The sequence below is a fragment of the Paeniglutamicibacter sulfureus genome (assembly GCF_039535115.1).
Classification (GTDB): domain Bacteria; phylum Actinomycetota; class Actinomycetes; order Actinomycetales; family Micrococcaceae; genus Paeniglutamicibacter; species Paeniglutamicibacter sulfureus.
In genome coordinates this window covers 3,560,699-3,573,649 of record NZ_BAAAWO010000001.1, presented here as the reverse complement: position 1 = coordinate 3,573,649, position 12,951 = coordinate 3,560,699, and the positions used below count along the sequence as shown (strand labels likewise).

Genomic DNA, 12,951 nt, shown 5'->3' with positions numbered 1-12,951 from the left:
AGTTCGGTTTATGCTCTAATCGTGCTTATCGCCGATAGCCTGGCCATTGCCGGCCGCCACCTGCCCCTCCTGCATCCAACGAGCCTCGCCGTTGCGCGCGGCGAACTCCTGCTGGTCCAGGCGGTGCCCCAGCCCACCCGCACCGCACTTGCACTGGGCCTCAGTGCCCGCATGCGCCCCACCGAGGGAACGGTGAGCTGGTCGGGCAATTCCACGCTGGGCCCGGTACGACGCATCAGCGCACTGGTCGATTCCCCGGAAATCAACGAACCCGAGGCACACCTCCGGGTGCGCGACCTCGTGGCCGAGGACCTTGCGCTGCAGCCCGGACCGATCTGGCGGCGAAGCGGGATCGATGCCTGGATCAGGAAACACCACATGGACGAGCTGGCCAATGAATGGCTCGACGCCATCGACCCGCTCGCACGTCTCGCGCTGCTCACCCACTTGGCGCTCGAGGACCGCGGCGTCGAGATGCTGGTCTTCGATTCCCCCGACCGCCATGGCATCCCCGAGGACGACTGGTTCCACTATCTGCAATCGGTGGCCACCGGGCGCCGTGCCCCGGCCGTGGTGGCGGTCGTCCAGCGCATCCCGGCGAATTGGGGCGGGTCGACGGCTTGGGCCGGCCGGGTGCAGGACAAGCTGGCGGTTGCTCCGGCACCCGCGGCGGACCTCGATACGGAAGACCAGGCGACCGCCGCACCCCGGGAGAACCCCGGGGAACCGGTCGCCGAGGCATCCCCAGTGACTGCCCAGGGCCTCGCCGATGACGCCGATGCCGCGGCACCCACCACGCATTTGACCGCACCGAAGGAAGAATCATGACCACGTTGCGCCTGGCCCTCTCCGAACTCAAGCGCATGACCTCCGGGCGCCTGCCGCGGATTGCCATCATCGCCATGTGCCTGGTCCCGTTGCTCTATGGCGCCCTGTACCTCTACGCGAACTGGGACCCGTACGCACACCTGCACAACGTCAAGGCGGCCATCGTCAACCTCGACGCCGGTTCCGCGCAGGACGGCCAGGAGCTGAAGGTCGGCGACGACGTCACCGCCGAACTGCTTGAGGACGGGACCTTTGGCTGGAGCGTGGTCACCTCCGAGGCCGAGGCGGATGCGGGGGTCGCGGCCGGCGACTACGCCTTCGCCATGACGATCCCCCAGGACTTCTCCGCCAACCTCGCCTCCCCCGGCGACTTCGAAAAGGCCAAGCAGGGCATCCTGAAGATCACCACCAATGACGCCAACAACTACATGGTCGGCACCTTCGCCGACAAGCTCGCCGGACAGGTCCACAACACCGTGGCCAAGGAGGTCGGCACCCAGACCGCCGATGCCCTGCTGACCGGCTTCTCGGACATCCACACCTCCATGGCCAAGGCCGCCGACGGCGCCGGGGAACTGCACACCGGCACCGTGAAACTCTCCGATGGGGTCACTTCCCTGGCCGATGGCACGAAAACACTTGGCAACGGGGCGACCAAGCTCGACTCCGGTGCAGGAGATCTGGCGGACGGGGCCGACGCCCTGCACGATGGCACCGGTTCGCTGGTGGCAGGGCAAAGGAAGCTGGACAACGGCGCGGACAAGCTTGCCGACGGTGCCGGAACCCTGGCCGCGGGCACCAAGGACCTCGACGACGGGCTGGGGGAACTGAAGGCCAAGACCTCCTCGCTTCCTGCCAAGACGGCGCAGCTCGATGACGGGGCGCAAAAGGCCGCCGACGCCTCCAAGAAGCTTTCCTCCGGCGCCGCCCAGGTCGCCGCCGGCAACAAAGCCCTGGATGACAAGGTCGCCCAGGCGGCCGAGACGCTCACGGCCTTGGAGAAGGATGCCGAGAGCCGCATTGATTCGGCCACCGAAACGCTGGATACCCGGCTGGACACCCTGGTCGAGGCCGGGGTCTTGACCCCCGAACAGTCACAGACCGTGCGCAAGGACGTCACGGACGCGGCGGCCTCCAGCGGCGTGGCCGGCCAGGTCGCCGACACCAAGAAGCAGCTGACCACCGCCCGGTCGCAGATCTCCGCGCTCGCCGACGGGTCCGCCCATGTCGCCGCCGGCGCGAAGGAACTCTCCGGAGGGCTGTCCACGCTCGCTGACGGAACCCATCAGCTGGCCGGGGCCATGCCTGCCTTGAAGACGGGCATTTCCGATGCCGCGGCCGGCGCGTCCAAGCTCAACGGCGGTGCCCAGCTCCTCGCCGACGGGGCGGGCACCCTGGCCGAGGGACAACACGATGCACTGGCCGGGGCGAAGAAGCTCGACTCCGGGGCCGGTGCGCTGGCCGAGGGTGCCGACACCCTGCACGAGGGAACCGGCGTGCTGGCCTCGGGCGTGAAGAAACTGGGCACGGGCGTGGGCGAGCTGGGCGACGGCGCCACCGAACTGCGCGACGGCTCCGGGGAACTGTCCACCAAGTTGGCCGACGGAACCTCCGAGGTGCCCAACCCGGATGCCTCCTCACGGGAACAGGTTTCCTCCGTGATCGGGGACCCGGTCGACATCAAGCGCACCGACCAGGCCAAGGCCGGGGTCTACGGCGAGGGGCTCGCCCCGTTCTTCATGACCTTGGCCATCTGGATCGGCGCGTTCATCCTGGTGCAGATCATGCGCCCGATCACCAAGCGCGCGCTGGCCTCCAACGCCGCGAACTGGAAGATCGCGATCGGCGGCTGGCTGCCGTTCCTGGGCATCTCGATGCTCCAGGGCACCATCCTCTACGCCGTGGTGCTCTACGGGTTGGGACTGGACACCGTCCACCCGTGGATGACCTGGGGGTTGTTCCTGCTGGCTTCCATGGCCTTCACCGCCATCATCCAGGGCATCTGCGCGCTAGCCGGAACCCCGGGCAAGATGGTGGTGCTGGTGCTCATGGTGCTGCAGCTGGTCTCCTCCGGGGGCACCTTCCCCTGGGAAACCACCCCCGAGGCACTGCACGTGGCACACCGCTGGCTGCCCATGGGCCACGTGGTCACGGGCCTGCGCCACCTGATGTACGGGGCAGACCTCTCGGTGCTCGGTCCCATCGTCGCGGGGCTGGTCGGCTACACCGTGCTGGGCCTGGTGGCCAGCACCGTGGCGGTACGATTGCACAAGACCTGGTCCCTGAAAACACTGCATCCGGAGCTAAGCGCATGAGCCAGAACACCACGCCCCGGCCCCGGGTGCGCGCGACCGACTCCAAGCACCGGCTTTTCACCGCCTCCATGGAATTGATCGGCGCCCGCGGGCACCAGCAGGTGAGCGTGGATGAGATCGCCAAGGCAGCGGGAGTCTCCAAGGGCACCGTCTACTACAACTTCGGGTCCAAGAACGAGCTTATTGGCGAGCTGCTGAACTACGGCATTGCCATCCTGTTCGAACGCCTCGAGCCCGGCACCACTCACGCGGACCCGGACGCCGGGTTGCGGCTGATGGTTGCCGAGGCCCTGGAATTCATTGCCGAATACCCTGCCTTCTCGCAGCTTTGGATTTCCGAGCAATGGCAGTCCGACAGCCAATGGGCAGGGGCGCTGGCGCAGATGCGCAACGACGTCATCGGGATGGTCCGCACGGCCCTGTCCCGCCTGGCCGACGCGGCCCCGGCCGGGCATCCGGTGCCCGACCTTGACGCGCTGGCCACCGCGTTGTTCGGGGCCACGCTCATCCTGGGCCGGGACCGCCAGGTCTTCCACCCGGAGCGGAGCATCGAGGAATGCGTCGGGGCAGCGATGGCCTTCACCGCTCCCCTGCGCTGATTCCCCGGCCGGTCCTCGATCAGTCCGCCGGGCCGTCCAGGTCCCATTGGCGGTATCCCGCGCACCACTCGGAGTCGGAGCACACGATCACCACGCCACGGTACCCGTCGAGCATTTGTTCGAGCTGCCCGCGGGCGGCTGTGTCCAGGTGGCCGTCGATCTCGTTGAGCAACAGCAACGGCGGGGAGCCGAGCATGGCGCGGGCGACCATGAGTCCCGCGCGCTGCGTGGCATCAAGCGGCGCCCCGCCGCGGCGCAGGTGCGTGTCATGGCCGTGCTCCAGCGATGCCGCGTCCAGTCCCAGACGCGCAGCCAGCGCCAGCGCCTTGGCCGGATCGGCGTCGGGTCGGCGGTAGCGCAGGGCACGCAGCAAGGTGCCGCGCTCGGGCACCATCGAGGCGAAGGCCGCACCAATGAGCCGGCGCCGCTTCTTTTCATTCACCGACCCGGGAATCACGCCGGCCACCACGTAGCACTGCCCGCGATGGGCAACATCGTCGCCGAGGTCACCGAGGATCGGACCGGCCTGCGTGCGCGCGGTGGCCAGCACGCTGAACAGCTCTCCGCGCAACTTCGCGTCGGCTCCGGTCATCCGGATCCGTTCGCCGGGCTCGGCCCGCAGCTCCGGGACCGGCTTTCCGTCGATGTCCACGCCGTGCAGCCACAACCCCTCGACCCGCGAGGCCTGGATCTGCGCCGCGGCCCGCTGTGCCTTTTGGCGCAGCACCGGGCCCGCGGACAGTGCGCTTTCCTCCCGCAACAGCGGGGCAATTATCCGGGACGCCGCCCGATGGTTCTGCCGGTATTCCACGATGCGTCCCCACTCGCCCACCGGGGCTGCGCACAGCCCCAGCAGCGTCAGTGCGGTGGCGATGTGTCCGGCGTCCAGGGCCGCGTTGCGCGAAACCAGCACCACCACGGCGGTGGCCAGCAGGGGCATGCCCAGCGAACAGGCGCGCAGCACCGCCGCCAGTCTGGCCCGCGACACCGCGGCATCCACGACCTTCTGGCCGCTGGATTCCACCCGGGACAGCTCGCGTGCCACTCCGCCGGCCGCCACCACGGCGGAGGAGGCTGCAACGGTGTCGGCAATGCGCGCGGCCAGGTTCCCGCGGTGACGCCTCAGGGTCCGCGCCCTCTCGTAGGCGGGCTTCGCCAGCAACAACAGGGCGCCGGCCAGCACCAGCACCGGCAGCCCGAGTGCCAGTGCCAGCACCGGATGAAGCATCCAGAGCCCGGCCATGGAAATGAGCACCAGCGGGATGCCGGCCAGCAGCGGGGCGATGCCCTGGGCCACCCAGTTCCGCACCGAGGACAGGTCGTTGCTGGCCCGGGCCACGGTGATGCCCACCGAGGGGACCTTGGCGGCCAGCAGCGAGTGGGAGATCAGCGAGAGCCTCAGCTGGGCCACGTAGTGCTGCCCGAGCTTTTCGGCCAGCACCCGTTCCAGGTAGCGGCCGTAGCCCAGCACCAGGATCAACGCCCCGATGCCCAGGGACATCGGCAGCACCGCGCCCCCGCCCACCAGTGCGCCGACCAGCAGGGCGATGGCGACCCCGAGCGCGCCGCAGCCGATGGCCAGGGCCAGCAGCGCGGCAAAGAGTCCTCGGCGTTTCCCGGTGACCAGCTTCGGCAGGCGCGGGGCAGGTTCGCGTTCGCTGGCGGCGGGCACGATGTCCAGCGGTTGCGTGGTTGGTCCGCGCTGCCCCTGCCTCAGGACCTCGAGGCCGCTCACAGCGAGGCGGCGCGCACCGGGATCAAGGCGGTGGCGACCTCGGGGCGGCACAGGGCGTAGGTGTCGATGACCGGGACGTCGAGCCGGGAGGCGGCCTCGGCGGTCGCCAGCGGGGAAGCGGTGAGCAGGCCGGATACCGCGGCAACCGGCACCGCCGTGTCCTGCAGCACGTCCAGCCCGGCCCGGGCACCCAGGGCGTCCTGGGCGGAGAACACCACGGTGTCCACGTAGGCGGCGAAGAGCGGGTCGCGCAGCAACCGGGAGGTCTCGCCCTGGTACAGGCCGTCGGCGATCTCGATGACGACCACGTCGGCGCCGGAAGCGGCCTGTTCGTCGATCATCGCGGCCAGCAGGTCGCGGACCTGCTCGTAGGCGAGCTTGAAGGTGGTGGGGTAGCCGAAGTCGGTAAAGTCGCAGACCGGGAACGCGCCGGCGTCGATGAACAGGTTCGGGTCGTTGCCCGCCCCGGTGCCGGTGGCCTTGCCCGCGGCCACGTTGAGCCCGGCATTGGACAGTCCGTTGACCAGGCAGCCCAAGGTGGTGGACTTGCCGGAGTTCATCGAGGTGCCCAGCACCGCGATGACCGGCGGGCGCACGGTGCCTACGGCGCGCAGCGCTGCCAGCGACGGGGTGCCGACTTGCAGCGGCGCGAAGTCGCGCAGGTTGACCACCCCGTTCTTGGTGGCCAGCAGGCCGATGGGCTCGATGGCCGTGGCTGCATCGATCGAGGCGTGCATCTCGGTGACGTACCCGGCCAGGCCGCCGCCGGCCACCAGGTGACAGGGCTCCAGGGAGTCCGGCACGTGCGCCAGGAACTGGTCCGGGGCGTAGCGGTTGCCGTAGGCGACCATGATTTCCTGGCCGACGAACATCAGTTGTCGGCGGGAGACCGGGGACTCGAGGCGGGTGTGCTTGCCGATCTCGGCGACGCGGGCGATGACCACGTCCCCGGGCTGCGGGGTGACGTCCGCCCCGGCGACGAGGTGGAAGTCCTCGGCGTTCTTGGAGAACTCGGTGGCCACGAAGCGGGTGGTGTAGGCGGCGCGGATCTTCAGCGCGCGCTGTGCATCGAGTTTCAGGTGGCGCAGTCGGCCTTCGGCCGCCGCAAGGGCTTCGTTGGCTTCGAAGGTTTCGGTTTCAAGGCTGGGGCTGATGCTCATCTGCTGGGTTCCTTTTCAAGGGGCTCGGTGGCTTGCGTTGCTCCTAGTCAAAGCGGCTCAAATGAGCAAAGGGTGAACGGTCGATGAGGGCGTTCTCATAATCGCCTCACGCGTTCTCATGTACGCCGGTTCGGGGCCCGTGAACCCGGGGTTCCGGGCCGCGGAAAACTCTCATCCGCTTTCTCACGTGTGTTCGGCCACGGCGTCGTTTTCCGGGCGCTCCCGCGGCGCGGGCGCCGCTTCGGGCCTCGCCGTGCCAAACCGCAACGTCCCGACGGCAACCCCCAGCACCAGCACCGCGGCCCCGGTGATTTCCAGCGCATTGGGATACTCGTGGAGCACCAGGGCGGCGCTGCCCATCCCGATGGCGGGGATCAACAAGGTGTAGGGCACGACCTTGGCGGTGGGGTACTTGCCCAGCAGCGTATTCCAGATGCTGTACCCGACCAGCGAGGCCACCAGCGCGGTGAAGGCGATTCCCCACCACGTCTCCGGGCCCAGCGTGGCAAGCGCATCGCCCACGGCGGCGGGCCCGTCGAGCAGCAGCGAAAGGCCAAGCATCGGCAACGGGACCCAGAGCGCCGAGTGCACCACCAGCCCCAACCCGGAGGCGCCGGAGGCCGAACGCGAGATGACGTTTCCGACGCCCCAGGCGAAACCGGCGGCAATGCAGATCAGCAACGGCACCAGGACGCCGGCCAATGCTGCGCCCTCGGGCAGCGAGGCAACCCGGCCAAAGCCCACCACGACCAGCCCGGCAATGCCCAGGATGGAGCCGAGGACCTGCTTCCTGGTGGGGAATTCCCGCAGGAAAAGGGCGCCGAGCCCGATGGTGAAGAACATCTGTGCCTGCAGCGCCACCGGTGCCAGCCCGGCCGGCAGCCCCAGGTGCATGGCGGTAAAGAGCAGCCCGAATTGCCCGGCGCTCATGGCCAGCCCGATGCCGGCGACGACCTTCCAGCCCACCTTGGGCCGGGGAACGAAAAACACCAGCGGGAAGGCGACGGCGGCGAAGCGCAGGGCAACGAACACCAGCGGCAGCGTGTCGCGCAGCCCCAGGTCGATGAACAGGAAGTTCAGCCCCCAGAGCAGGGCGACCAACAAGGCAAGGAGCGTATCGCGGGGTTTCACGGGTCAGCGCGGAACCACGAAGTGGGTCACCTGCATGTCGCGGCCGTCGATCTCCGCCCAGGATTTCTCGGTCTGCAGCACCGTCAGCCCCAGCGTCGGGTAGTCCATGGCCAGCTCGTAGACGGCTTCCTCGTTCGAATCCACCGACGCCAGGCGCATGGCCAGCTCCTGCAGCACCGGCTGGTGGCCGATGACCATGAGCGTGGTGACGGTTTCGGGAGTCTCGTTGATGATGGAGCACAGCCTGGTGCTCGAGGCGCCGTAGATCCGCGAATCCAGGTAGGGCGTGGGCGCCTTCTCCCCCAGTTCGCTGATCACCCACGCGCAGGTGGCGCGGGTCCGCTGGGCGTCGGAGAGCATGATGAAGTCGGGCACCACGTCGTTTTCGCGCAGCCATGCCCCCGCGGCAGGCGCCTCGCGGTTTCCACGGGCACCCAGAGGACGGTCGTGGTCACTGACCCCCAGCGGGTAGTCGCTCTTGGCGTGGCGCAACAAGACGAGACGCTTCAGATGGTGTTCGCTCATGCATCCAAGCTTAGGGCGCACGGGGGCCGCAGGCCTCCACTGGACTTAAGCAACTGCGGGGGCGCCGGCATCCGTGGATGCCCGCGCCCCCGCAGGGAACAAGAAATGAACTTAGATGGTGTACTCCGGGGCGGCCCAGACGACAACCTCGGGGTGCTCGTAGAAGCGGTAGCCCTGGCCGCGCACGGTGCGCACCGTGTTGGCCAGACGTCCCAGCTTGGAGCGCAGGCGACGAATGTGCACGTCGATGGTGCGCTCGTTGGGCACCTCTTCGGCGTTGCGCCACAGGTTGGTGAGCAGCTCGTCGCGGCCCACGGTGCGCGTGCCGTTTTCCACCAGGTAGTTCAGCAGCTCGAATTCCTTGAACGTCAGGTTCAGGGTCTCGCCGTCCAGGTGCACCTCGCGGCGCGACAGGTCGATCAGCACGCCGGAGGGGCGCGGCGCTGCCGGGCGGGAATCCACGCGCGGGCGGCGGTTGACCGTGGGATCCCCCAGGGCCTGGCGCACCACGTCGATGTTCTCGCCCTGTGCGCTGGTCGGGGCCAGTGCGACGGCCGCGTGGGTCTGTGCTTCGGGAGAGAGCGTGGCCAGGAAGGCGCGGACCTGCGTGGCAAGCTTGCCCAGCGAGGTCCCCTGCGCCTGTGCCACCGATTCGTCCAAGCCGACGTAGAGCACAAACCCGCGGGCAGTGGTATCGGTGGATACCGGCTGTGGTCCCGGGGTGCCGCTGGGGGCTACAACCGGAGTCGGGGCTGTCATCGGGCGAGGCTCTTGCGCCGCGGGCACGGCATGGAGTTGGCGATAGCCGGCCGGGGCATAGCCGCCGGGAGCAGTGCTGCGCTGCGCTGCGGCGGCGCGGGACTGGGCGTTGCGGATTGAGACATGGACGTATCCGGACGTTACCGACATGCTTTACCTCTAACTCGTGTGAATGCCACGGAATGGCGCGAATGCTTAGGTGCTCCGCTTACCTCGCAGGTGCGAAGCCATGGGAGCGATGCGAGTGTCACTGAGCGCCGAAGGGTTCCGGTCGCTCAGCTGGGCATTCGACAACAACACTGGCGACAAGTCATCGCCATGCCTCCGAAGAGGCCCTGAGGTGTTGTTGCTGCGCTATTCACAATTTCTAGTTTCCTCGTAATATTCGGAACCCGCAAGTAACAAACTGGGATTGCGTCCACGATGTGAGACATCGAGCGCTTAACGTGTCGATCATCACATTGTACAGATTTGCGCAATGCGGACTCTCCGATCGACGTTATGCGCCATCTTTTCCTCACCACCGGTCAATGTGATCAATCGGCAGTCCCGCGGCGTTTGGAATCCCCGACCTACACCCGGACCGGGTCTCAGGCAATGAACCTGCGGGTGCCGATGGCCCCCGCGCCAGGATGCCGCCAACTGCAGGCCTTAGGCTGGAACGACCAGGCCTCACAGCGCGCACACAGCCGGGCCACAGGGCCGGCCTAAACCTCGGATGGAGAGTTAAAGACATGCCAGATTCCCGCTTTTCACCCACGCAACTGCCCCGCCTGACCCACCCGGACGGTACCGCCATCCGGGTACTTGTTGTCGACGACGAGCCCTCGCTGGCCGAGCTGGTCTCCATGGGCACCCGGATGCTGGGTTGGGAAGCCACCGTGGCCCACGACGGGCCCACCGCGGTGGAGGCAGCCCGCAAATCGGTCCCGGATGTCCTGGTGCTGGACTGGATGCTGCCCGGATTCGAGGGCCCGGAGGTGCTGCGCAAGGTCCGTACCTTCCTGCCCGAGGTCCCTGTCCTCTTCCTGACCGCCAAGGACGCGGTCGAGGACAGGATCGAGGGCCTGGGCATTGGTGCCGACGACTATGTGGCCAAGCCTTTCAGCCTCGAAGAGGTGTTGCTGCGCCTGCACAAGCTTGTCGAGCGTTCGGGCGCCACCGCGGCTGACGGCGCGGAACTGGTCGTGGGAGACCTGGTGCTGAACTCCGACTCCCACGACGTCACGCGTGCCGGGGTCCCCATCAGCCTCACCGCGACCGAGTTCGACCTGCTCTCCTACCTGATGGTCAACGCCCGCAGGGTCGTCTCGAAGTCCCAGATCCTCGACAATGTCTGGCACTACGACTTCGGTGGCCAAGCCAACATTGTCGAACTCTACGTTTCCTACCTGCGCAAAAAGATCGAAGCCGATGGTCCGGCCATGATTCACACCGTGCGTGGAGCCGGATACATGCTCAAGCCGGCATCATGACCCAACCTGCACGGCCCTCCCCACCCTCCGGCGCACCGGAACCCCGGCCCACCGAGGCGCTCTCGATGCAGGCCGCGAACAACGATGGCAAGGAAGCCACCTTTCCCGGCGGGAACCATCCCGAAAAGGACCCGCTGCATCTCGGGCTGCGACACCGCCTTGGCCACCTCCCCCTGCAGCGCAAGTTGCTGCTCGCCCTAATTGGCTCCCTGGCATTGATCTGCACCGTCATTGGCTTGTTGCTCAATGCCGGAATGCGCCAGTCCCTTACGGCCCAACTGCACGAACAATTGGAGTTCGCCGCCGACCGCGCCGCCAGCTATTCAGCGCAAAATGGCCGCAAGCCATCCACCGAATCGCCCTTTGCCCCGGGGCAGGCATCCGGAACCCTCAATGCCAAGATCGTCTCCGGCTACTTGTTTTCCGGTGCCGTGCTCGATTCGAAGACCGGCGAGCGCAAGGACATCACCGACACCGATGTGCAGCCCCTGACCTCTGTTGAGATCGATGCACCCCCGGTCGTCCACCACCTGAGCATCGGCGACTACATGCTCTCGGCCCAGCACGATCCCGGTTCCGGCGGAGTCCTGATCACCGGCCTGCCCATGGCGCCCACCGAGCGGACCCTGGCTTCCCTAGGCATCCTGACCGTGACGATCTCCTTGGCCGGGCTGATTGCCATCGGGCTTATCGGCTCGATGATCATTCGCCGTTCCCTGGCTCCGCTGCAGCGAGTCTCGGCCGTGGCGTCATCCGTGGCCAACGCCGAACTCGAATCGGGCACCGCCGCCCTGGAGGCACGGGTGGCCCCGGAGGACTCCATTCCGGGCACCGAATCCGGGGAGGTCGGCAGGGCTCTCAATGCCTTGCTCGACAATGTGGGCGCCGCCTTCGCCGTGCGTGAGGCCTCGGAGGCACAGATGCGCCAGTTCGTGGCCGATGCCTCCCACGAGCTGCGCACCCCGCTGTCGGCCATCCGCGGGTACACCGAGTTGATCAGCGCCACCGAGCATTTCTCCGACGACGGGCAACGCTCGCTGAAGCGGGTGCTGGAACAGAGCACCCGGATGAGCTCCCTGGTGGAGAACCTGCTGTTGCTGGCCCGGCTCGATGAGAAGCACCAGGTCAAGAAGGCCCCGGTCGATCTGGGCAAGCTGGCCGCCGAAATCACCGAGGATTTTGCCATTACGGCTCCCGCCCATCATTGGACCCCCCGGATCCCCGCAACACCGCTGGTGGTTTCGGGCGATGCTTCGGCTCTGCGCCGGGTCATCACCAACCTGCTGGGCAACGCCCGAAAGCACACCTTGGAAGGCAACAACGTCACCGTCGAGGTCCGCCGCGACGCCGCCACGCACGAGGCGGTGCTGCGGGTCAGCGACACCGGAGAAGGCATTGCCCCGGACTTCCTGCCGCTGGTGTTCAAGCGCTTCACCCGCGCGGATGCCGCACGCTCCGGCGCGGACGGAACCACCGGGTTGGGACTGCCCATCGCCAAGGCCATCGTGGAGTCCCACGACGGGACCATCACGGTCTCCTCCGTTCCCGGAAACACCGTCTTCGAGGTGCGCCTGCCGCTGCCGCCCGCGGTGCCGCCCAAGCCCTCGACCCCGCCGAAGACGACCAAGGCCTGAGTCCGGGCACCGTCCCCACGGCATGAAAACGGCGTCGGGCCGGCACGGGAACCTGGTTCCCCTGCCGGCCCGACGCCGTTGATGCGGTTGCTAGTGTGCCACGCCGTAGAGGCGGTCGCCCGCATCGCCCAAGCCGGGAACGATGTAGGCGTTCTCATCGAGCTTCTCGTCCAGGGCGCCCAGCACCAGGTGGACCTTCTCGTTGTCGCCGTAGGCCTCCTCGAGGCGAGCCAGGCCCTCGGGGGCGGCGATCAGGCAGATGCAGGTGACGTCCGCGGCTCCGCGGTCAAAGAGGAACTTGATCGATTCGATCAGCGTGCCGCCGGTGGCCAGCATCGGATCGAGCACGAACACCTGGCGTCCGGTCAAATCGGAGGGAAGTCGCTCGGCGTAGGTGATGATGTCGAGGGTTTCCTCGTTGCGGGCCATGCCCAGGAAGCCGACCTCGGCGGTGGGAACCAAGCGGGTCATGCCCTCGAGCATGCCCAGGCCGGCGCGCAGGATCGGCACCACCAACGGGGTCGGCTTGGCGAAGGCGATGCCGGTGGTCGTGGCCACCGGGGTCTGAACCTGGACCTCGACGGTCTTGACCTCGCGCGTTGCCTCGTAGGCCAGCAGGGTCACCAGCTCGTCGGTCAGCTGCCGGAAGACCGGCGACGGGGTGTTCTTGTCCCGAAGGACCGATACCTTGTGGGCCACCAATGGGTGGTCGATTACCTGTACACGCATGCACCAAAATCTACCAGCCAAACGGGCACGTTCCCCGGCTTTCGCTTTCCGGCTTCGGGTG

The 12,951-nt window shown here is 67.6% G+C and carries 11 protein-coding genes; 5 read left to right on the top strand and 6 right to left on the bottom strand.

Annotated features, from left to right (window positions below; all coding sequences use genetic code 11):
- Window positions 1-21: 21 nt before the first annotated feature.
- From ABD687_RS16225 to ABD687_RS16215, 3 genes are read left to right on the top strand one after another with little or no spacing between them, the layout of a single operon-like run.
- Window positions 22-828, top strand: a complete 807-nt coding sequence (locus tag ABD687_RS16225; RefSeq protein ID WP_310289638.1) for an ABC transporter ATP-binding protein — start codon at window positions 22-24, stop codon at window positions 826-828.
- Window positions 825-3,143, top strand: a complete 2,319-nt coding sequence (locus tag ABD687_RS16220) for a YhgE/Pip domain-containing protein (RefSeq protein ID WP_310289640.1) — start codon at window positions 825-827, stop codon at window positions 3,141-3,143. The genes ABD687_RS16225 and ABD687_RS16220 overlap by 4 nt, the downstream gene beginning before the upstream one ends.
- The gene (locus ABD687_RS16215; protein ID WP_264271175.1) at window positions 3,140-3,742 is read left to right on the top strand and encodes a TetR/AcrR family transcriptional regulator; all 603 of its coding nucleotides are present in this window, start codon (window positions 3,140-3,142) and stop codon (window positions 3,740-3,742) included. The genes ABD687_RS16220 and ABD687_RS16215 overlap by 4 nt, the downstream gene beginning before the upstream one ends.
- A 19-nt stretch (window positions 3,743-3,761) precedes the next feature.
- Here ABD687_RS16215 and ABD687_RS16210 read toward each other — a convergent pair whose 3' ends face one another.
- From ABD687_RS16210 to ABD687_RS16190, 5 genes are all read right to left on the bottom strand, one after another.
- Entirely contained in the window at window positions 3,762-5,477 is a 1,716-nt protein-coding gene (locus tag ABD687_RS16210) for an ABC transporter transmembrane domain-containing protein (RefSeq protein ID WP_310289642.1), read from the bottom strand.
- The gene (locus tag ABD687_RS16205; protein ID WP_310289643.1) at window positions 5,474-6,637 is read right to left on the bottom strand and encodes a DUF1611 domain-containing protein; all 1,164 of its coding nucleotides are present in this window, start codon (window positions 6,635-6,637) and stop codon (window positions 5,474-5,476) included. The genes ABD687_RS16210 and ABD687_RS16205 overlap by 4 nt, the downstream gene beginning before the upstream one ends.
- A 183-nt stretch (window positions 6,638-6,820) precedes the next feature.
- Window positions 6,821-7,768, bottom strand: coding sequence for an EamA family transporter (locus tag ABD687_RS16200; protein WP_310289645.1), 948 nt, complete (start codon window positions 7,766-7,768; stop codon window positions 6,821-6,823).
- Between the two features lie 3 nt (window positions 7,769-7,771).
- Window positions 7,772-8,293 (bottom strand): SixA phosphatase family protein, encoded by a 522-nt coding sequence (locus ABD687_RS16195; RefSeq protein ID WP_310289647.1) that lies wholly within the window; start codon window positions 8,291-8,293, stop codon window positions 7,772-7,774.
- A 111-nt stretch (window positions 8,294-8,404) separates the two neighbouring features.
- Window positions 8,405-9,202 (bottom strand): winged helix-turn-helix domain-containing protein, encoded by a 798-nt coding sequence (locus tag ABD687_RS16190; protein ID WP_264271170.1) that lies wholly within the window; start codon window positions 9,200-9,202, stop codon window positions 8,405-8,407.
- Window positions 9,203-9,786: 584 nt separating this feature from the next.
- On the opposite strand from ABD687_RS16190, the gene ABD687_RS16185 reads away from it, so the two are divergent.
- Together ABD687_RS16185 and ABD687_RS16180 are read left to right on the top strand one after the other, a co-directional pair.
- Complete coding sequence (locus ABD687_RS16185; protein ID WP_310289649.1) at window positions 9,787-10,527, top strand: response regulator transcription factor; 741 nt, start codon at window positions 9,787-9,789, stop codon at window positions 10,525-10,527.
- The gene (locus ABD687_RS16180) at window positions 10,524-12,161 is read left to right on the top strand and encodes a sensor histidine kinase (RefSeq protein ID WP_310289651.1); all 1,638 of its coding nucleotides are present in this window, start codon (window positions 10,524-10,526) and stop codon (window positions 12,159-12,161) included. Before ABD687_RS16185 ends, ABD687_RS16180 begins: the two co-directional genes overlap by 4 nt.
- A 90-nt stretch (window positions 12,162-12,251) precedes the next feature.
- On the opposite strand, the gene upp is transcribed toward ABD687_RS16180, so the two are convergent.
- The gene (gene upp / locus ABD687_RS16175) at window positions 12,252-12,890 is read right to left on the bottom strand and encodes a uracil phosphoribosyltransferase (RefSeq protein WP_264271167.1); all 639 of its coding nucleotides are present in this window, start codon (window positions 12,888-12,890) and stop codon (window positions 12,252-12,254) included.
- Window positions 12,891-12,951 lie beyond the last annotated feature (61 nt).